The 18,869-nt window shown below is 66.9% G+C and carries 19 protein-coding genes; 13 read left to right on the top strand and 6 right to left on the bottom strand.

From position 1 onward, the window contains the following. Positions 1 to 38 precede the first annotated feature (38 nt). Both IPP28_05310 and IPP28_05305 read right to left on the bottom strand, forming a co-directional pair. On the bottom strand, positions 39 to 1,175 hold the full coding sequence (locus tag IPP28_05310; GenBank protein ID MBL0040465.1) for a hybrid sensor histidine kinase/response regulator: 1,137 nt from the start codon (positions 1,173 to 1,175) through the stop codon (positions 39 to 41). Continuing rightward, positions 1,172 to 3,352 (bottom strand): response regulator, encoded by a 2,181-nt coding sequence (locus IPP28_05305; GenBank protein ID MBL0040464.1) that lies wholly within the window; start codon positions 3,350 to 3,352, stop codon positions 1,172 to 1,174. The genes IPP28_05310 and IPP28_05305 overlap by 4 nt, the downstream gene beginning before the upstream one ends. A gap of 360 nt (positions 3,353 to 3,712) precedes the next feature. Here IPP28_05305 and IPP28_05300 point away from each other — a divergent pair, with 360 nt between their 5' ends. Beyond that, complete coding sequence (locus tag IPP28_05300) at positions 3,713 to 4,174, top strand: hypothetical protein (GenBank protein MBL0040463.1); 462 nt, start codon at positions 3,713 to 3,715, stop codon at positions 4,172 to 4,174. Between the two features lie 41 nt (positions 4,175 to 4,215). On the opposite strand, the gene IPP28_05295 is transcribed toward IPP28_05300, so the two are convergent. Continuing rightward, positions 4,216 to 5,577 (bottom strand): sigma-54-dependent Fis family transcriptional regulator, encoded by a 1,362-nt coding sequence (locus IPP28_05295; protein ID MBL0040462.1) that lies wholly within the window; start codon positions 5,575 to 5,577, stop codon positions 4,216 to 4,218. Between the two features lie 236 nt (positions 5,578 to 5,813). Between IPP28_05295 and IPP28_05290 the strand changes: the two genes are divergently transcribed. From IPP28_05290 to IPP28_05260, 7 genes are all read left to right on the top strand, one after another. Next, entirely contained in the window at positions 5,814 to 6,188 is a 375-nt protein-coding gene (locus tag IPP28_05290) for a hypothetical protein (GenBank protein ID MBL0040461.1), read from the top strand. A gap of 3 nt (positions 6,189 to 6,191) precedes the next feature. Further along, on the top strand, positions 6,192 to 6,590 hold the full coding sequence (locus tag IPP28_05285) for a hypothetical protein (protein ID MBL0040460.1): 399 nt from the start codon (positions 6,192 to 6,194) through the stop codon (positions 6,588 to 6,590). After that, positions 6,587 to 6,850, top strand: coding sequence for a hypothetical protein (locus tag IPP28_05280; protein MBL0040459.1), 264 nt, complete (start codon positions 6,587 to 6,589; stop codon positions 6,848 to 6,850). Before IPP28_05285 ends, IPP28_05280 begins: the two co-directional genes overlap by 4 nt. Next, positions 6,847 to 8,061 carry an AI-2E family transporter gene (locus tag IPP28_05275; GenBank protein MBL0040458.1) on the top strand — a complete coding sequence of 405 codons (1,215 nt, stop codon included), beginning with the start codon at positions 6,847 to 6,849 and terminating at the stop codon, positions 8,059 to 8,061. The genes IPP28_05280 and IPP28_05275 overlap by 4 nt, the downstream gene beginning before the upstream one ends. Before the next feature lie 84 nt (positions 8,062 to 8,145). After that, complete coding sequence (locus IPP28_05270) at positions 8,146 to 8,313, top strand: DUF1328 domain-containing protein (GenBank protein MBL0040457.1); 168 nt, start codon at positions 8,146 to 8,148, stop codon at positions 8,311 to 8,313. Between the two features lie 34 nt (positions 8,314 to 8,347). After that, on the top strand, positions 8,348 to 8,782 hold the full coding sequence (locus tag IPP28_05265; protein MBL0040456.1) for a hypothetical protein: 435 nt from the start codon (positions 8,348 to 8,350) through the stop codon (positions 8,780 to 8,782). 67 nt (positions 8,783 to 8,849) lie between these two features. After that, positions 8,850 to 9,458, top strand: a complete 609-nt coding sequence (locus IPP28_05260; GenBank protein MBL0040455.1) for a BON domain-containing protein — start codon at positions 8,850 to 8,852, stop codon at positions 9,456 to 9,458. A gap of 82 nt (positions 9,459 to 9,540) precedes the next feature. Here IPP28_05260 and IPP28_05255 read toward each other — a convergent pair whose 3' ends face one another. After that, a complete protein-coding gene (locus tag IPP28_05255; protein ID MBL0040454.1) occupies positions 9,541 to 10,689 on the bottom strand; it encodes an NAD(P)-binding protein in 1,149 nt (382 codons plus the stop codon). Beyond that, positions 10,686 to 11,714: a hypothetical protein gene (locus IPP28_05250; protein MBL0040453.1), complete on the bottom strand. Its 1,029-nt coding sequence runs from the start codon at positions 11,712 to 11,714 to the stop codon at positions 10,686 to 10,688. The genes IPP28_05255 and IPP28_05250 overlap by 4 nt, the downstream gene beginning before the upstream one ends. A 160-nt stretch (positions 11,715 to 11,874) precedes the next feature. Between IPP28_05250 and IPP28_05245 the strand changes: the two genes are divergently transcribed. The 5 genes from IPP28_05245 (at position 11,875) to IPP28_05225 (ending at position 17,862) form a co-directional block, all read left to right on the top strand. Continuing rightward, complete coding sequence (locus tag IPP28_05245; GenBank protein MBL0040452.1) at positions 11,875 to 13,257, top strand: insulinase family protein; 1,383 nt, start codon at positions 11,875 to 11,877, stop codon at positions 13,255 to 13,257. A gap of 10 nt (positions 13,258 to 13,267) precedes the next feature. Continuing rightward, on the top strand, positions 13,268 to 14,674 hold the full coding sequence (locus IPP28_05240) for an insulinase family protein (GenBank protein ID MBL0040451.1): 1,407 nt from the start codon (positions 13,268 to 13,270) through the stop codon (positions 14,672 to 14,674). A 181-nt stretch (positions 14,675 to 14,855) separates the two neighbouring features. Further along, positions 14,856 to 15,788, top strand: a complete 933-nt coding sequence (locus tag IPP28_05235; GenBank protein ID MBL0040450.1) for a triacylglycerol lipase — start codon at positions 14,856 to 14,858, stop codon at positions 15,786 to 15,788. A gap of 22 nt (positions 15,789 to 15,810) precedes the next feature. Further along, positions 15,811 to 16,863, top strand: coding sequence for a hypothetical protein (locus IPP28_05230; GenBank protein ID MBL0040449.1), 1,053 nt, complete (start codon positions 15,811 to 15,813; stop codon positions 16,861 to 16,863). A gap of 15 nt (positions 16,864 to 16,878) precedes the next feature. Continuing rightward, positions 16,879 to 17,862, top strand: coding sequence for a glycosyltransferase family 2 protein (locus tag IPP28_05225; GenBank protein ID MBL0040448.1), 984 nt, complete (start codon positions 16,879 to 16,881; stop codon positions 17,860 to 17,862). 10 nt (positions 17,863 to 17,872) lie between these two features. Here IPP28_05225 and IPP28_05220 read toward each other — a convergent pair whose 3' ends face one another. Continuing rightward, positions 17,873 to 18,820: a pyridoxal-phosphate dependent enzyme gene (locus tag IPP28_05220; protein MBL0040447.1), complete on the bottom strand. Its 948-nt coding sequence runs from the start codon at positions 18,818 to 18,820 to the stop codon at positions 17,873 to 17,875. Positions 18,821 to 18,869 lie beyond the last annotated feature (49 nt).

Here is an 18,869-nt window from a genome sequence, read left to right as displayed (position 1 = left end):
CGTCAAGGGCGCACCGTTTCGGCGGACGCCCTTGACGTTCATTCGACGGCGGCGACCGGCAGATCGAACGCGAACACGGCACCGCCGCCTTCGCGCGACTCGAACCAGAGATGGCCGCCGAGTTGCGAAATGTCCTGTTTCGCGATCGCCAGTCCGAGGCCGCTGGAATCTTCGGCGGCGCGCTTGCCGAGCCGCACGTAGCGCTGGAACAGCTGCTTCTGCGCCTGTTCGCTGAGGCCCGGACCGCGGTCGCAGACGGCGACGCGGACCATGCCCGGCGCGCCCGGCCCGACCTCGATGTCGATGCGATCGTCGGCCGGGCCGTACTTGATCGCGTTCGAGATCAGGTTCTCGATCACGTGACTCACCGCGGTCCAGTCGGCGAACACCGGATCGCTCGGCAGGGCGTTGATGGCGATCACGAGACCGCGGCTCGTCGCCGCCGGCTGCATGCGCTCGGCCACCCGTCGCACCAACACCGAGAGATCCAGCGGCACGCGTTCGAAGCGGCGCTTGAGTTCCCCCTCGGCCCATTGCTCCAGGTAGTCGTGGACGAAGCGCAGGGCGTCGTCGGTGCTCTCGCGGATCGACTCCGCGAGACTGCGCAGACGATCGTCCGACGCCAGCCGCTGCAGCAGCATCAGCGCACTGAACCGGATCGACGACAACGGGCTCTTCAGGTCGTGCGCAACGATCTGGGTCAGGTCGTTGCACTCGCGGGCGATGCGCGCGAGGTGGTCGCGGGAGCGCTTGAGGTCGATGTGGGTCCGCACGCGAGCCAGCAACTCCTCGGCCACGAAGGGCTTGGTCACGTAGTCCACCGCGCCGGCGGCGAAGGCGCGCACCAGCAGGTGCCGCTCGTTCGCGGCGGTCAGGAAGATGATCGGGATCGCGGCGTGGCGGGCATCACCGCGGAGGCGGCGACAGACTTCGAAGCCATCCATGCCGGGCATCATCATGTCGAGCAGGATCAGGTCGGGCGCGCGTTGCGCCAGCCGCGCCAGGGCCTGTTCGCCGGACAGCGCCGGCATCACGTCGAGGTCGCTGCGCGCCAGCAGGCTGCCGACCGCCTGGACGTTTGCCAACTGGTCGTCGACGACCAGCACCAACGGCTTGCCCAGTGCGGAAGCCGGGATGGCGGCGGCATCGTCAGGTGCATCGGCAGGTGTCGTCATGGCTCGTCTTTCGGTGCGGCGGGATCACCCGCGTCCAGTTGCGTGCGCAAGATGCGCAATTGCGCTTCGGCAGCGAGGATATCGAAGCGTTGCCGGGCCGACTGCAAGCGCGCACCGACCCGTCGCAACGACGCGAATCCGGGCTGATCCGGCAACGCACCCAGGACATCGATGACCCGACCGAGATCGTCGGTCGACGAGGTTGCAAGTGCCTGCGCGACGGCGTCGCGCAGTGCGGGCAATAGGCCGTGCAGGTGCGCACGCGAATCCGCGTCGATGGCGTCGGCCAGGGCCGGTTCCGCAGCGGCCGCGACATCGTCATGGCCCGCGGGACTGGCGACGATCTCGTGGCCGATCGCCGCCGCGATCGCGATGCACAGGTCTTCGCGCTGCAGCGGCTTGCGCAGGTAGCCGTCGAAGCGCTGGCGCAACTCGGCCTCCTCGCCGAGCAGGCTGGAGGCGGTCACCGCGAGCACCTTGGTCCCCGCCAGTGCGGGATCGGCACGCAGCCGCTGCAACGCGCCGAGCCCGTCGAGGTCCGGCATCCGGATGTCCATCAGCACCACATCCGGGCGGAAGTCCTGCGCCAGCGCGACGCCTTCGTGGCCACCGCTCGCGGAGCGGATCTCGTGCTGCGTCGGCGCGAACCAGTTCTCGATCAGGCGCCGGTTGAGTTCGATGTCGTCGACGATCAGCACGCGCAACGCCGGCAGATCCTGCAGACGGATCGTCTCGCGTGATTCCGTTGCATCGGCGGGCGTTGCCTCCGGCAACGCCGGCAGCGACACGCGGAAGTGGCTGCCGCGACCGGGCTCGGAGTGCACCTCGACGTGGCCGCCCATGCGGTCGACCAGCCGCTTGACGATCGACAGGCCGAGCCCGGTGCCTTCGCGCGCGCCCTTGGACGCATGCGCCTGCACGAACGGCTCCCAGACGGTCGCCAGTTGCGCGGGGGCGATGCCGATTCCGGTGTCGTCCACGCTCAGGATCAAGGTCACGGTATCGCCGGCGGCGTCGGGTCGGGCCTCGGCGGACAGCGTGACGCCGCCGGACTCGGTGTACTTGAGCGCATTGCCGACCAGGTTGGCGACGATCTGGCGAACACGCAGTGGATCGACCAGCAAGGCCGGCGGCAGGCTGGCATCGATCTGCGAATGCAAGGTTAGCCCGCGCTCCGATGCCATCGGCGCGAACATCGACAGCACGTCGGCCAGCAGCCCGCGCAGGTCGGTCGGCTGCGGATGCAGATCGAGACGACCGGCTTCGATCCGCGACAGGTCGAGGATGTCGTTGATCAGCGCCAGCAACGATTCGCCGCTTTGGGTGATGGCGCGCACGTAGTCCTTCGCCTGCTCGCCTTCGACCAGTTCGTCAAGCAGTTGCGCGAAGCCGAAGATCGCGTTCATCGGCGTGCGGATCTCGTGGCTCATGTTGGCGAGAAAGTGACTCTTCTCGCGATTCTCGCGCGAGGCCTGGTCGGCATCGCGGCGCACGCGTCGCTCGGACTCGAGTGCCTGCACGTAGCGATTGAGCACGACCAGCGCCGCCACCGCCGCGATCAGCGCCAGCAGGCCGAGTGACCCGAGCGAGAGATCGCGCATCAGGTTGCTCTCGCGCAACGCGATGTCCAGCTCACTCGCGCGATCGTTCAACTCGCTGCGATAGCGCTGTATGTCGTTTTGGAGCACATCCATCAGTTCCCGGCCGAAGCCGGTGCTGGCGAACTGGCGTGCCGCCTCGAAACCCTGCTCGCGCGCCGTCGACACCGACATTTCCATTTCGACCAGCTTGGGCTCCAGCAAGCCGCGCAAGGCCACGAAACGGTTTTGCGCACTGGGCTCGGCCTCGGCCTCGATGCGCGCAAGCAACGACCCCAGCGCCAGTTTCGCCTCGTCGTACTGCTCCAGGTACTCGGGTCGCTCCGACAGCAGATAACCGCGTTGGCCGGATTCCATCTGGAAGCTCAGGCGACCGAAAGCGCTGAGCAGCAATTGCGTGTTGCGCAGCTGTTCCTGCTGCATCCGCAGGCGATTGGCCTCGCGCGTCAACTGCGTTGCCGATATGCCGACCGCGACCAGCAACAGCAGCCCGAGCGCGCCGAACAGGTACAGCCGGATGCGCGTGCTGCGCGCGAGCTGCGCCAGTGCCTCGTCGGTGCGCGCGGATTCGGTTTCCACCCTGGGCCTGAGAGAACGATTCGAAACCATACCGTAGCGATTTGTCCCGGGAACCGGAATGGGCGTCTGATCCATGGCGTTCGATAGACCACGATTCGTGCCAGCGTTCCAACCCGCGCGCAGACGCAAATTGGCGGCCTCGCCTGTTGCAGCCTGCCCGATGCCGAGGCCGGGCTCGCGCGTTCTGCATGCCACCCGGCGCCTGGGCCGGCCACGGCGCCTGACGCCGGAGTGCCTTCAAATTCAATGCGCTCCGGCGCAACCGGGCACGGACATCCGGCCGCGCGGGACTTGGCACGCGATCTGCCGTGTACCGATGTCGCCGAATGATCGGTGGCGCATTCCCGCGAGGAGAAGACCATGAAACGGAAGATCCATTGGTGGTGGCCGATACTTGCCGTGTTGGCGCTGACGGCGTGCCAGGAATCAGCGGACCAGCAAGCAGCGGATGTTGCGGCTGCGCAGCAGGAAGCGATGGACGATGTCGCCGAGGCACGCAAGGAGGCCGAGTCGACGATTGCCGAATCGGTGCAGGACGCGTCCGCGGACATCAAGGACGCCAGCGATGAAGCCCGCGACGTGGCGCAGGATGCGCATGCCGATGTGACGCGTACTGCAGCGGCCGCGAATTACGAGGTAGCTGTGGCCAAGGCGGACGCCGATCTGAACGTCGCGCGCGAACGTTGCGACACCGAACGCGGCAAAGCCAAGGATGCCTGCGAGGCGGATGCCCTGGCCGAACACGAGCGCCGTGTTGCCGACGCAAGGGCAATTCGGGTCGAGGAAGAAGCCAAGGCCGACGCCCTCGCCCACTCGCCTTGAGTGCCTGACGAAGCGGATGCCTGCCGACGCAGGCATCCGCTTCACGTCGCGCCGAACTGCTTGCGCTTCCGATACAGCGTCGAGCTGTCGATTCCCAGCGTCTTCGCGGCAACCTCTAGGCTCGGCGATTTCGCGACGATGGCTTCGAGGTGCGCACGTTCCAGCGCTTCGAGCGTGACGTCGGCGCCGACCTGGAGCCGGACCGGGGCCGACTCGGTTCCGAACGGCGGCGGCAGGTGCGACAACTCGACGGATTCGGTTGGACACAGGATCGCGATGCGTTCGACGACATTGCGCAGCTCGCGGACATTGCCCGGCCAGGTGTGGCGTTTCAGTGCCGCCATCGCATCGGCCGAGAATTCGCGTGCCGGGCGGCGGTAGTTCTTCGTGAAGCTGGACAGGAAGCGTTGCGCCAGCGCCGGGATGTCGTCGGCGCGTTCGCGCAGCGGCGGCATCACCAGGGTGATCACGTTCAATCGGTAGTACAGGTCCTCGCGGAAGCGGCCATCCTGCACGGCGGCTTCGAGATTGCGATTGGTCGCGGCGATGATGCGCACGTCGGCGCGCTTCGTGTGCGGGTCACCGACCCGTTCGAACTCGCGCTCCTGCACGAAACGCAGCAGCTTCGGCTGCAGCGGCAGCGGGAAATCGCCGATCTCGTCGAGGAACAGCGTGCCGCCGTCGGCGACCTGGACCCGGCCCTGGCGATGGTCGGTGGCGCCGGTGAAGGCGCCTTTGACATGGCCGAACAATTCGCTCTCCAGCAACTCGGCGCTCAGCGACGGGCAATTCACCTGCGCAAACGACGCGCGCGCACGCTGACTCCAGCCATGGATCGCACGCGCGAGCACGTTCTTGCCGGTGCCACTCTCGCCGAGCAGCAGGATGCTGGCATCGGTGTCGGCCACTTGCCGCGCCATCTCCAGCACCTTCGCGTAATCGGCATGCGTGGTCGAGAGATCCGCCTCGGCAGCGCCGTTGTCACGGCCTTCCAGTTGCTCGATGCGCATCGCCAGGCGCCGCGCCTCGGCCTGGCGTTCGGCCGAGCGCACCAGGTCCTCGGGACTGCAAGGCTTGACCAGATAGTCGACCGCACCCGCCTTGAGCGCGCGCACCGCGCTCTCCATCGCCGCTTCGGCCGTGGCCATGACGATCCGCATCCAGGGCGCCTGCGCGACCAGCTCCGGCAACAGTTCGATGCCGGACTCCTCGCCGATGTTGACGTCGAGGAAGCAAAGGTCGAACAGATTCTGGTCGAGTCGCTGGCGCGCAGCGTCGACGCTGTTGGCGGTCAATACCGCGAAACCCGCATCTTCGAGGCACCACTTGAAATTGCGCAGGATCGAGGCGTCGTCGTCGACGAGCAGGACGCGGCGACCGACGCGCGAGGCTTCATCCGTCATGCGGACTCCCGTGGCTGAGGCGAACCTTGATGCTATCCCGGAGGTGCCGCGTTGACGACCGGCAGTGCGCACGACCGTACCCGCCGCATCCTGCAAGCTGCACGCCGCGCGAAATCGCAAGCGCTTGATCGCGCTGGGATCGTGTCCGGCGACGCCACTGGCACCGTTGCTGCGTCTTCCGAGTCGGCCCGGCCGTTCCGGTCGAGAGCCCAGTCACCGGCGCAAGGAGTATCGAGATGAGTATCCAGAACCGATCCACGACGACCCCCCGCAAGACGGCGAAGCCCCGCAGCAGCAAGGCACGAACACAGACCGCGACGAAATCGTCGCGCCCGATCGTGATGAACGGATCGTCCGTGGCGTTGCAGGCACCGATGGCGCAGTTGTCGCATGACCTGCAGGCCAGCCTCGCTGCGGCCGGCTTGTTGATGGCCGACGCCAAGCAAGCCGTGTCCGAGCTGGCGAGCACCGCCGGACAACGCGCCCGCGGCGCCGCACGGCATGCCGTCACGTATGCGCGCGAACACCCGACCCAGGTGCTGATGTCGGCAGTCGCGCTCGGCTTCGTTGCCGCGCGTTTGTGGTCGACGCGCGCCGCGGCCAAGGCCTAGACCATGCGCGCGGGCGAGCAGCCGAAAGTTCGCCCGCCGCATCGCGCGCCACGCGCCCGGGCCGTACCGGATGCGCCCGGGCTGATCGTCGCGGCGCGCCGCAGTGTCGCGTTGCGGCGACGCCTGTTGCGGCGGGAGACCCTGTTGTTCCGACTCGGGCTGCAGCGGCTGGCGTGGATGCTGCCGCTGCTGGCGCTGGTGCTGGTGTCGTCGTGGATCACCCTCGTGGTCGGCAGCTACCAGTGGCTGGCCGCGTGGATGGATCGCGCCGACCTCGCCTGGCTGATATTGCTGCTGGCCCAGGCGCTGTTGCTGGTCCTGCTGCATCGCGCGGCCGGATCGACGTGGCGGGTGATGACCTTTCCGGGCACTCGCGGTCTCATGACCGGACGCACGCCGTGACCCGCTGGCAGCGACTGCAGCGATCGCAATCGACCCTGGTCGCGGCGATCGCGGCCGATCAACAGGCGTGGCAGGCGCGCCGGCAGCAGCTGAGCCGATCGCCCGCGTCGGTCGTCGCGATGGCGATCGCCGGCCTGCTGCTCGGTGCCTGGCTTGGCGCACCTGGAACGGTCGCAAGAACACTGGCGTGGTGGCCGTGGCTGGATCGGCTGCTGCGGTCGTTCGATGCGCACGCCGAACCACGCAGGAGCAAACGATGAACACGCAACGATCCTGGCTCGACTGGCCGCGGCGCCGATCCGAACCCGACTGGATGCACGACTTGCCCGAAGCGTCGACGAGCCGCGCGGCCAGCGCGAGCGATGACCGCCTCGCCAGCATCTCCCGAAGCCTCGTCGCATTGCTGCTGCTGGCGGCGCTGGTGGTGTTGTGGGCGGCGCAGGCGCTGCTGATCCCGCTCACCATGGCCGCGCTGATCGCGATCAGCCTGTCGCCGGTGGTCGGGCGCCTGTCTGCACTGATGCCGCGCAGCCTGGCCTCCTTCCTGCTGATGGCTGTGGTGGTGATGGCGCTGACCGCGCTGCTGTCGGCGCTGGTCGAGCCTGCGCAATCCTGGGTGCACGATGCGCCCGAATTGCTACGTTCGGTCACCCAGAAGCTGAAGACCGTGACCTCGCCGATCGCCGAGGTCTCGCGCGCCGTGGCGCCGCTGGCCGAACTGGCGAACGGCGGGCCGCAAGTCGCGACGGCCGACCCCGCGAACCTCAGCCTGGTGGGCATGCTGAAGCGCGCTCCGGAACTGGTGCTCAACGCCGTGGTGATCCTGCTGCTGAGCTATTTCCTGCTGGTGCATGGCGACGCGTTGCTGCGCAAGGCGGTCACGCTGGCGCCGACGCTCGGACGCAAGCGCAGCGTGGTCGGCATCGTGCGCGAGATCCAGCATGGCACCGCCCGCTATCTGGCGACCACGGTCGCGATCAACACCGGTCTCGCGCTGCTGACGACCGCCGTGCTGTGGGCGATGGGCTTGCCCGACCCTTTGCTGTGGGGCGTGTTTGCGGGACTGTCCAACTTCATTCCCTATGTCGGCGCGACCGTGGTGGCGGTATTGCTGGCGATGGTCGGACTGCAGCAGGCGGACACGCTGTCGCAAGGCCTGATGCCAGCGGCGGCCTTCCTGCTGTTGACGACGATCGAAGGGCAGCTGGTCACACCGCAACTGCTCGGTCGGCAGCTGCGCCTGAATCCGGTCGCGGTGCTGGTCTGGATGATGGCCTGGGGCTGGATGTGGGGCCTGGCCGGCCTGCTGCTGGCGGTGCCGATGCTGGTCTGCCTGAAGACGGTGTGCGAACACGTGACCGCGTGTCGCTGGCTGGCCCTGATCCTCGAAGACGGACCCCGCATTTCGCAAGGCCGCAGCCACCGCAGCGTGCAGGATGCCACCGACGCCTCGCCCCAAGCCATTGATTGAAAAGCGATTGATCATTGGTCCGCAACATGCGGCAGTCGCCATGACCAACCCGGTCAGCGCAGCAGCATCGCAAGGAGACCTCCCATGCTCAGTTATGCCATCACCTTCCTGATCATCGCCCTGGTTGCGGCCGTACTCGGATTCGGCGGCATCGCCGGCGCCGCAACCGGGATCGCCAAGATCCTGTTCTTCGTCTTCATCGTGTTGTTCGCGATCGCCGCCATCACCGGGCGCAAGACCCCGATGCCGTGAGCGGACCGACGACTTCCGACCGAGGTGCACGCCCATGGATACGACCATTGCGATGCGATTGATGCACTTGGCAGCCGACGGCCTCGGCCTGTGCGAGGACGCGCTCGGCGAACTCGGCAGCGCACGGGTCCGTGAACTGGTGGCGCAGACGGCCGCCGCAAAACGCGAGCTGCTCGGCTCCTTGCGGTGGCTCGCCGGCTACCACCGTTGGCTGATTGCGCCGGTCGGCACGGTGACCGGCTTCGCGTCCAACCTGTGGACGAATCTGAAAGCGACCGTATGCGACGACGACGAGACCATCTACATCCGCCACCTGGCCGACCGCGAGCTGCAGTTTGAACTCGCCTTCGAAGACGCCTTGCGGGCGGCGAATGATCCGACCTTGTTGCAAATCCTGAATTACCACGCGCCGCAACTGCGCGCGTGTTCGAACGCGGTGGGTGCGTTGCGGGCCCGACTGGAGGCTTGATCCGCACCCGGCCGTTGCCGTCGGAAGCGGCGGCTTGCCTTTGAATGTCTGACCAAGGAGAGACCCCATGAACATGCTTCGCACCACCCTGATCGCATCGGCCTTTGCTGCCATCCTGGGCGTCGGCAATGTCATCGCGAGCGAACCCGATCGTTCACTCGGGGAAACCATCGACGACGCCAGCATCACCGCTGCCGTGAAAACGGAGCTGCTCGCCGACAAGCGCACCGAAGGCTTCGACATCAATGTCGACACCCGCAACGGCAACGTCACGCTGCGCGGCGGCGCTGACACGCTGGCCGACAAGCTGGCGGCCACCGAACTGGCACGCAAGGTCAAGGGCGTGCGCTCGGTCGACAACGACATCGTGATTGCCGCAGACGGCAGCGAGCGCCGCCAGGATGCGAATACCGCGACGGCCTCCGGCGAAGTGCGGGAAGCGGCCGAGGAAGCCGGCGACGAAGTCAGCGATGCCTGGATCACCGGCAAGGTGAAGAGCCAGTTGCTCGCCGACGACGTCACCCCGGGCATGAAGATTGATGTCGATACCGAAGATCGCATCGTCAGCCTGAAGGGCACCGTGCCGTCGTTGACCGCGCGCAATGAAGCCATCCGCATCGCCAGCCACACCAAGGGCGTGCGGACGGTGGATGCCGACGAGCTGATCGTCCAGTAAGGGTCGCGCGGCCGTTCGCCACGAGGCGCATCCGGTTGCTCGGAAGAGTCCGGATGCGCCGATCGGTCCGGCGCGCGATCGGCTACAACGGCGGTCGCGAGAACAACGGCCGAGGCGCACCGCGCGCATGGGCCGCGCACCAGTCACGCGCCAGATCCAGCGCATCGGCGATGACCTGGTGCATGTCGAGGTAGCGATAGGTGCCGAGGCGACCGATGAAGGTCATGTTGCGCTGCGCCTCGACCCTGGCGACGTAGCGGGCGAGAAGTTCGCGATCGGCCGCGAGCCGCTTCGGGTAGAACGGCAGATCGCCGGCCTCGGTCTCCTTGCTGAATTCGTGCGTGACGAGCGAGCGCTCGCATGACGCCCACGGCGACAGATGCCGATGCTCGAGCACGCGCGTCCAGGGCACGTCGAGCGTCGGGCAGTTGATGATGGCCGTGCCCTGGTAGTCGCCGTCATGGACGCTGCGCTGCCAATGCATGGTGCGATAGCCGAGACGGCCTTCGCTGAATCCGAAGCACGCGTCGATCGCGCCCGAATGGAACACATGCGCGAACTCGCGTTGCATCGCGGCGTCCCACGGCGTCGCCAGCGTCACGTGGACGCGCGGGTGATCGAGGATGTTCTCGACGACGCGGGTATAGCCGTGTTTCGGCAAGGCCTGATGGCGACTGTCGTAATAGTTGTCGTCGTAGTTGAAACGCACCGGCAGGCGCTTGAGGATGTCGGCCGGCAACTCGGTCGGATCGCAGCCCCATTGCTTGATCGTGTAGCCGCGGAAGAAGGCCTCGTACAGATCGCGCCCGATGAACTTCAGCGCCTGTTCTTCCAGGTTCGCGGGCACATCGATGTCCCGCGCCGCGAGGCGGGCGACGAAAGCGCGCGCCTCGTCCGGCCCCATCGCGGTGCCGAAGAACTGGTTGATCGTGTGCAGGTTGATCGGCAGGCTGAAGATGCCGCGTGCGGTGCGCGCCTTGACGCGATTGACGAAGGGCATCCATTCGCCGAAGCGCTGCAGGTAATGCCAGACCGCGTCGTTGCTGGTGTGGAAGATGTGCGGCCCGTAGACATGTTCCATCACGCCGGTCTCGGCGTCGCGCGCGCTGTGGCAATGCCCGGCGACATGATCGCGCTGGTCGATGACGTGCGTGTCGAATCCGGCCTCGGCCAGTTCGCGGGCCAGCACCGCACCGGAAAAGCCGGCACCGACCACCAGCAATGCGTTCATGCCGCGGCGTCCACCAGTCGCTCCAGACGCTGCCGCAGCAGGATGAAACGGTGATCGCCCGCGGTCGCTTCGACGTGCCGCTCGATCGCGTTGCGCAGGGTCGGCACGTCGAGCCCGGTCAAGGCTTGCAGCACGGTGTCGAGATCGACGTCGCGCGTGCCGCTCGCGGCCCGCTGCTGGCGGCGCTGGCGGATCTGCTCCAGTGCATTGGCGATCGCCGCGCCACTGCGTTCGACGTCGTCGACACCGGCATCGACGAGGCAGGACTCGGGCTTCACCGGGTGATAGATGCGACCCGGCAGGATCCGCGGATAGGCGAGCGGCGGACGGAAACGGTGGGTGCCGAGATTGTGCAAGCTGCCGGCTCGATCGCTCGCGCTCGTGTAGAAGCGCTCGCGAAATCCTTCCGGCACGAATGCACCATCGCCGCCGAAATCGCCGATGCGCAGCCCCTGCAGGTGCAGCAAGGTCGGCAGCAGCCCTTCGAAGAATCCGCTCCAGCCGGCGCGCACCTGATCGCGCAGGACGGCAAACCCGTGCCGCGACAATCTCGCGATCGGCAGGAATCCGCGCACGCACGACGCCGGGTCAAGCACGCCGTCGGGTGGATGGATCTCGTGCCACCAGTGCCAGTCCGGTTCTTCGGCATGTCGGCGCAAGTGCGCGCAGAACAGGTCGTGCGGCTGGTCGCGAAAGGCATCGAACAGGTCGCGCCACGGTCCGGCATAGACCGCGTCGTACTCGATGAACCAGTAGTGGTCGAAGTCGGCATGGGCGTCGAAGAAGTCGAGCCAGGCCAGGTGCAGGTTCCACATGATCTCGTGGCCGACCAGGCGTTTCGCCCGGGTCGCCACGCGCCCCAGCGTGAAGCGATGCACCGGCGCCGCGAGGTCGTCCGGCAATTCCTCGGCATCACTCAGCACGAAGGCGCGATCGCCTGCGTGCAGCGCGGCGCGCATGCGTTCGAACTCGGCCAGGATGGACGGATCGAAGCGGTGGGTCATCAGCACGATGGCGGTTCGCAAACGACTTCCCCGATCAATCGATCCGACTGTACGGAGCCGACCCGGTCGCGGGCAATGGCGGCAACGTGACCAACGGTGTCGGAAATGACGTATGGCCCGCTTGATCGTCGTCCGGGCCGGCTAGGCTGTGCGTTCCATTCACTGCGTCGGGTCGACATTCATGTCCGCGTTGCGTACTCCCAAGTTCCTGCCCGTCTTGATCGGGCTGTCCCTCTCTGCCTCCACCTTCGCCGGCGATGCGGACCGTTTCGACCTGCCGATCGCGGTGAAGACGCTGGACAACGGCCTGACCGTCGTCGTCAGCGAAGACCACAGCGCGCCGGTGGTGGGCCTCAGCGTCGTCTACAAGGTCGGCATGCGCTCCGAGCCGAAGAACCGTACCGGCTTCGCGCACCTGTTCGAACACCTGATGTTCGAAGGCACGCCGAACGCGCCGGAAGGCACCTTCGACAAGGTCATCACCGGTGGCGGTGGCCGCAACAACGGCTCGACCCGCCCGGACTTCACCAACTACATCGAGATCGCGCCGGTGTCGGCGCTGGAACCGATCCTGTGGCTCGAAGCCGACCGCATGACCACACTCGACTTCAACGAGAAGACGCTGAAGAACCAGCAGGATGTGGTCAAGGAAGAGATCCGCGTCAACGTGAAGAACCAGCCCTACGGCGGTTTCATGTGGATCGACATCAGCCAGCAGGCGTTCGCGAAGTGGGAGAACAATCACGACGGCTATGGCAGCTTCGTCGACCTGGAAAGCGCCAAGCTCGACGACGTGCGCGCCTTCCATCGCGACTACTACGGTCCGAACAACGCGGTGCTGTCGCTGGCCGGCGACGTCACCCCGGAGCAAGGCTTCGCACTGGCCGAGAAGTACTTCGGCAAGATCGCCCGGCGCGATACCCCGAAACGTCCGGACGTGGACGAACCCCTGAACACCGCCGAGAAGCGCATCACCCAATCCGACGCGCTGGCGCAGGTACCGGCGGTGGCGATCGGCTACAAGATTGCCGAGCGCGGCAGCAAGGACCAGGCACCGATGGCGGTCCTCGCCGACGTGCTGGCCGGTGGCGATGCCTCGCGTCTGTACCAGGGGCTAGTGAAAGGCAAGACCATGGCCCTGAACATCGATTCGCTGTTCGGCCTCACCGGTCCGTTCGAATACGACGGCCCGACCTTGCTCACCCTGTTCGCGCTGTACAAGCCGGACGTCAAGGTCGAGGACGTGCTCGCCGAAATGGACGCGCAGATCGCGCAGATCGTGAAGGACGGCGTGTCCGATGCCGAACTGGCGCGCGTGAAGACGGCGATGCTGGCGGACTGGAACAACAGTCTGGAAAGTTTCCTGAGCCGAGCCGACACGCTCGCGAAATACCAGGCGCTGTGGGGCGATGCCAAGGTCGCGAACCAGGTGCCGGGCTGGATCCAGGCAGTAACCTCGGATGACCTGAAACGCGTCGCGGCGAAATACCTGACCGTCGCCAACCGTACCGTGATCGATCGCAAACCGGCGGCGATGCTCGCCACCGATGCCGAGAAGAAGTGAGGAGCCCGCCATGACCAAGTCCATCCTTGCCCTGCTGATCGGCGCCCTGATCGTTCCTGCCGCAAACGCCGCCGATGCGCCGGTGATGCCGAAAGACCTGCCGGCCTACGCCGCCGACAAGCCGTTGCCGGTGCCTGACATCGCCAAGCGCACGCTCGCCAACGGCCTGACCGTGTGGGTGGTCGCCCGCGACGGCATGCCGCGCGTCGACTACGTGCTCGCGTTCAAGAACGCCGGCCTCGCCGCCGACGAAGCGACCACGCCGGGTTTCGCCTCGACGCTCGCGGGTCTGCTCAGCGAAGGCACCGACCAGCGTGATTCGAAACACATCGCCGAGACGGCGCAATCGTTGGGCGGCGGTGTCGGTGCATTCGCGAGCAATGACGGTCTCGTCGTCTCCGCCGATGCGCTCGCCAGCAATGCCGGGCCGATGCTCGGCCTGCTTGCCGAGATCGTGCGTCACCCCAGCTTTCCCGAGTCGGAGATCGCTCTCGCCAAGGCCAATGCGCTGCAGGGGCTGAAGGCGGCGGAAGCGCAGCCCGGCTTCCGCGCCGAGCGCGCCATCCTGAAAGCGGTGTATGGCGAGCATCCGTATGCGCGCACGCAGAACACCGAGGACGGCATCAACGCGATCACCCGCGACAAGTTGGTGTCGGCCTACAAGCAACGCCTGCGACCGGACCAGACCCTGCTGGTCATCGCCGGCCGCATTGATGCCGACGCCGCGTTCAAGCTCGCGCAGGATCGCTTCGGCGATTGGCAGGTCGAAGGGAAGCCCGCCGCTGCAACGACCGCTTCGCCGGTCAGCGCCACGCCCAGCTTCGTGCATCTGGAACGCAGCGGCAGCGTGCAATCGGCGCTGCGCATCGGCCGCCCTGCGGTGCCGGCGACCGATGCCGACTACATCCCGTTGCGGGTCGCCAGCACCATTCTCGGCGGCGGCTTCAGCAGCCGGCTGATGCAGAACCTGCGCGAGGACAAGGGTTATACCTACGGCGCCGGACTCGGCTATCGCGCCCAGGTCGCGGGTGGCGCCCTGATCGCCTCGGCCGACGTACGCAACGACGTCACCGGTGCCGCACTCGGCGAGTTCTTCGCCGAGTACAAGCGCATCGGCGCCGAGGCCGTGAGTGCCGCCGAGCTCGACATGAACAAGCGCTACATCGCCGGCGGTTACCTGATCAGCAACCAGTTGCAGGGTGCCGTCGCCGGCTCGCTGGCGAACAACTGGCTGGTCGGCCTGCCCCCCGAATTCCTCGGCGAGTTCGTGCCCAAGGTGCGTGCCGTCGACGCCGCGCAAGTCCAGGCGATCGGCCAGAAGTATTTCGCGCCGGAACAGCAGTCGATCGTCGTCGTCGGTGACGCCGCCGTGGTTGCGCAGCTCAAGGACTTCGGCAAGTTCGTCGACGCCAAGTGATGCATCCGGATGGGCGGCGGCCCCACGGGACCGCTGCCCGTCGCCTTCCCTGTTGCAGTGCAAAACGGTCACTTGAAACACACGTTTGATTTGTGACCGACTTGGCACTATGGTGCGGTTGCCGTCAGCGTGACGATCAAGATCGCGCGACGGCCACCACGCACACATCCAGGGGAGTCTCATGATCCGCACACTGCTGTCCCGACTGTTGCTCGTCGTCGCCCTGTTCGGCATTGCGCCGCTGGCATCGGCGCAATCCGACTACACCAAGACGCGTTACCCGATCGTGCTGGTGCACGGCCTGCTCGGATTCGATTCGCTGTTCGGCGTCTACGACTACTGGTACGGCGTGCCGTCCGACCTGCGCGCCGGCGGCGCCAAGGTCTTCATCGGCAGCGTCTCGGCCTCGAACTACACCGAAGTACGCGGCGAACAACTGATCCGCGACCTGGTGAACCTGCGTGCCATCTACGGCTACCAGAAGTTCAACCTGATCGGGCACAGCCATGGCGGACCGACCGCGCGCTACGTCGCGTCGGTGCGTCCGGACCTGGTCGCCTCGGTCACCTCGGTCGGCTCGCCGCATACCGGCAGCAAGGTCGCCGATGCGCTCGCCACCACCTTGCCGGCCGGCTCGCCGTTGCGGCCGCTGGTCGCCGGTTTCGTCGATGCCTTGTCCAGCCTGATCGGCTTTCTCTCCGGCAACAGCGATCCGCAGTACGCGCTCGGCGCGCTGGCGTCGCTCTCGTCGTCCGGTTCCGCCGCCTTCAATGCCCGCCATCCGCAGGGCCTGCCGAGCTACCGCTGCGGCCAGGGCGCGAGCAGCGTGAACGGCGTGCGCTACTACTCGTGGGGTGGCACGTCGGTGCTGACCAATGTCTTTGATGCCAGCGACGCGATGCTGGGTGCCGGGGCCCTGTTCTTCGGTTTCGAGCAGAACGACGGACTGGTCGGGCAGTGCTCCTCGCACCTCGGCGTCGTGTTGCGCGACGACTACGGCTGGAACCACCTCGACGAGGTCAACCAGATCTTCGGTCTGCGCGGCTTGTTTGCGTCGAACCCGGTGTCGGTGATCCGCACGCAGGCGAACCGGCTGAAGTCCGCCGGACTGTGATCGCAGCAGCGGCATGATGCCCATGAAGCATGCGACGGCCCGGTCTCGACCGGGCCGTCTTGTTGTCGCGGTCAGTGCATTGTTGCTGCTGGCCGGTGCGGCACTGTGGTGGCAGACACGCGCTGCCGAAGAGCGCCGCCCCCGCGCAGCAGACACGGTGGACGCGCCGTCCGGGACGTCGTCCGACGCGATCGAATCAACCCGCGTCGCAGCACCTGCAGCGGACACGCCGTCCGCCACGGATCCGACCGTGGCCGCTTCGCTCACTTGGCCGGCGTCGCTGCGCGACAGCGAACCCGATGGCGCAGTGACGCTGGACGCGAGTGGCCGTGTCGTTGCCAGTCTCGAACTGCGCCGCCTGTTCGACTATTTCCTGAGCGCCCTCGGCGAGCGCGATGTCGCCGCGATCCGCGCGTTGCTGCTCGCGCATGTGCGAGCCCTGCACGGTGATGTCGTTGCGGCCGACGTCGCGGCATTGTTCGATCGCTACGTCGACTACCAGCAGGCACTCGCGTCGATGAACGTCCCGCCCGGCGATGATCTGCGCGAGCGCCTCGCACGCGTCCACGAACTGCGCCAGCGGCTGCTCGACACGGCCATGGCCGAGGCCTTCTTCGGCGACGAGGAACGCTATACCGAATACACCCTGGATCGTCGTGACGTGATGGCGGACGACGCGCTGGACGAGCGCGCACGCCGGCAGCGTCTCGACGAACTTGATGCGCGCCTGAGTCCGGAACAGCGCGCGGGCATGCAGGAAGCGAACACGGCCTTGCTGGTCGATGAGCAGAATCGCCAGTTCGACGCGCTGCGGCTGGACCCGGCACAGCGACAGAGCGAGCGCGAGGCCCTGTTCGGCGCCGAAGCGGCGCAACGCCTGGCCCAGGCCGATGCCGAGCAGGCCGCCTGGGACGCCCGAGTGCGCGCCTACGTTCAGGCCCGCGATGCCTTGCGGGCCGACGTCCGCCTTGATGGCGCCGGCCGTGATCGCGCCATCACGCAATTGCGCGAGCGCAGTTTCGACGCCGCCGAGCAACGCCGCGTCGCGTCGCTGGAAGCCATCGGGCAGTTGTGACCCTAGAATGCGGTGATGACATCGCCCGAATTTTCGCTGGTCACCGAATCGTTCAACGTCACCGATGGACAGAGCTTCAGTAGCTTGCACGCCGCACTCGCCGCGTTGAGCACGATCGCCGCACGCAACGACGCCGAGATCCTGATCACCGATGCCGTCGGCGACGGGCGGGTGCAGCAGCTGGTCGCGGCATCATGCGTTCCGGTGCGCGTGATCGACGCCGTAGGCCTCGACTACGATGTGCAGAAGAATCGGGCGGCCAACCATGCGCGCGGCCGATTTGTCGTCTATCTCGACGGCGATTGCAGGCCGGTGCGCGACGACTGGCTGGACCGGTTGACCGCACCGTTGCGCGAAGGCACCGCCGATGCCGTCGGCGGCCTCACCCTCTACGACGACCCGACCCCGACCGGCATTGCGGCGACGGTGATGGATTTCGGTTACGTCTGGGACCGGCCCGATGGCCGACTCGAATGCTATTCGTCGAACAATGTCGCGTTCCTGCGTTCGCTGCGCTGCGAACTGCCGGTGCCGGATGGGGGCGGACTGCGCTGCAACTGCTATGCACATGCGCAGGTGATCCTGCGCGAAGGCCGGCGATTCCGCTTTGCGGTCGATGCGGTCGTCCTGCATGAACCGCCTGACGTGGCGACGGAACGGCATCGCCGCGGCTGGGACCTGATCGCTGCATGCTGGTCCAATCCCTTGCAGATCGAGAGCTCGCAGTTGTTTCCGACCCGCGCGGCATTCGATTGGCAATTGCGGCGATTGCAGCATCTCGATGCCGTACGACTGCAGCGGGCGCCAACCGCCGTCGGCGTGTCGGATCGGAATCGCGATGAGGTGCGACGCGAAATCGTTCGACTGCGCAGCATGGAGGCATACGGCATCCGCGATGCCCTGTTGGCCGGCGAGCGTGATGGCCGCAATGCCGCGGCGCGCGCGGACTTCATGCAGTGGCGCAAGGCCCAGGCAACCGCGATCGCGTCTGCCGGCTGAGCGCGCGCGTCTAGAACGCGGGGATCGCGTCCAGATCGACATTGCCGCCACTGAGCAGCACGCCGACGCGCTGACCGCGGAAGCGTTCGCGCTGCGCCTGCAGTACCGCGTAGGTGATCGCCGAACTCGGCTCGACGACCAGCTTGAGTCGTTCCCACAGGCGCCGCATGGCCGCACGCACGGCGCCGTCGTCCACCGTCAGCACTTCGACGCGATGCTGCGCGAGCACACGGTGATTGATCTCGCCGAGGGTCGCGAGCAGGCCATCGCAGATCGATTCCGGGCGTTCCACCGGCACCACGTGACCGGCCGCGAGCGAACGCTGCGCATCATCCGCGCCGACCGGCTCGGCGCCGATCAGCGTCGTGTGCGGCGAGCGGGCGCGCAAGGCGATTGCGCAGCCGGACATCAGGCCGCCGCCACCGACCGGCGCGATGAAGGCATCGATGCCATTGACCTGATCGAGCAGTTCCAGCGCTGCCGTGCCCTGTCCGGCAATCACCAGCGGCTCGGTGTAAGGATGCACCAGACGCGCGCCGGTCTCGCGCGCCAGCGCCGTGCAGAGCGCCTCGCGCGCGGCCAGATTCGGCGCGCAGCGATGCACCGTGGCACCCGCCGCGATGATGTTGCGGAGCTTCTGGGCATTGGCGTTTTCCGGCACCACCACGTGCGCGGGGATGCCTCGCAGCGCGGCCGCGGCCGCGAGTGCGGCGCCATGGTTGCCCGATGAATGCGTGATCACGCCCCGCGCCGCGACGGCATCGTCGAGTGCAAACACCGCATTGCAGGCACCGCGGAACTTGAAGGCGCCGACCCGCTGCAGGTTCTCGCACTTGAAATGCAGACGCGCGCCGATCTCGGCATCGAGTGCTTCGTCGCGCAGCACCGGCGTCAGCCGCGCATGCGCGGAAATGCGCTGGCGCGCAGCTTCGATGTCGACCAGGGTCGGCGGAATCACGGGCAGGTCCTTCGGGTCCAGTGCCCCATCTTATCGAAGCCCCGTGCCC

The sequence above is a fragment of the Lysobacterales bacterium genome (assembly GCA_016721845.1).
Lineage (GTDB): Bacteria > Pseudomonadota > Gammaproteobacteria > Xanthomonadales > Ahniellaceae > JADKHK01.
The sequence above is the reverse complement of the archived record's forward strand: the minus strand, read 5'-3'. Positions and strand labels throughout refer to the sequence as shown.

Coding starts and splice junctions, on each gene's coding strand:
- IPP28_05255 (MBL0040454.1), bottom strand. CDS start 10,689: ATGAACGCATTGCTGGTGGTCGGTGCCGGCTTTTCCGGTGCGGTGCTG.
- IPP28_05230 (MBL0040449.1), top strand. CDS start 15,811: ATGAAGCATGCGACGGCCCGGTCTCGACCGGGCCGTCTTGTTGTCGCG.
- IPP28_05285 (MBL0040460.1), top strand. CDS start 6,192: ATGCGCGCGGGCGAGCAGCCGAAAGTTCGCCCGCCGCATCGCGCGCCA.
- IPP28_05265 (MBL0040456.1), top strand. CDS start 8,348: ATGGATACGACCATTGCGATGCGATTGATGCACTTGGCAGCCGACGGC.
- IPP28_05290 (MBL0040461.1), top strand. CDS start 5,814: ATGAGTATCCAGAACCGATCCACGACGACCCCCCGCAAGACGGCGAAG.
- IPP28_05300 (MBL0040463.1), top strand. CDS start 3,713: ATGAAACGGAAGATCCATTGGTGGTGGCCGATACTTGCCGTGTTGGCG.
- IPP28_05235 (MBL0040450.1), top strand. CDS start 14,856: ATGATCCGCACACTGCTGTCCCGACTGTTGCTCGTCGTCGCCCTGTTC.
- IPP28_05260 (MBL0040455.1), top strand. CDS start 8,850: ATGAACATGCTTCGCACCACCCTGATCGCATCGGCCTTTGCTGCCATC.
- IPP28_05270 (MBL0040457.1), top strand. CDS start 8,146: ATGCTCAGTTATGCCATCACCTTCCTGATCATCGCCCTGGTTGCGGCC.
- IPP28_05310 (MBL0040465.1), bottom strand. CDS start 1,175: ATGACGACACCTGCCGATGCACCTGACGATGCCGCCGCCATCCCGGCT.
- IPP28_05295 (MBL0040462.1), bottom strand. CDS start 5,577: ATGACGGATGAAGCCTCGCGCGTCGGTCGCCGCGTCCTGCTCGTCGAC.
- IPP28_05245 (MBL0040452.1), top strand. CDS start 11,875: ATGTCCGCGTTGCGTACTCCCAAGTTCCTGCCCGTCTTGATCGGGCTG.
- IPP28_05275 (MBL0040458.1), top strand. CDS start 6,847: ATGAACACGCAACGATCCTGGCTCGACTGGCCGCGGCGCCGATCCGAA.
- IPP28_05240 (MBL0040451.1), top strand. CDS start 13,268: ATGACCAAGTCCATCCTTGCCCTGCTGATCGGCGCCCTGATCGTTCCT.
- IPP28_05225 (MBL0040448.1), top strand. CDS start 16,879: ATGACATCGCCCGAATTTTCGCTGGTCACCGAATCGTTCAACGTCACC.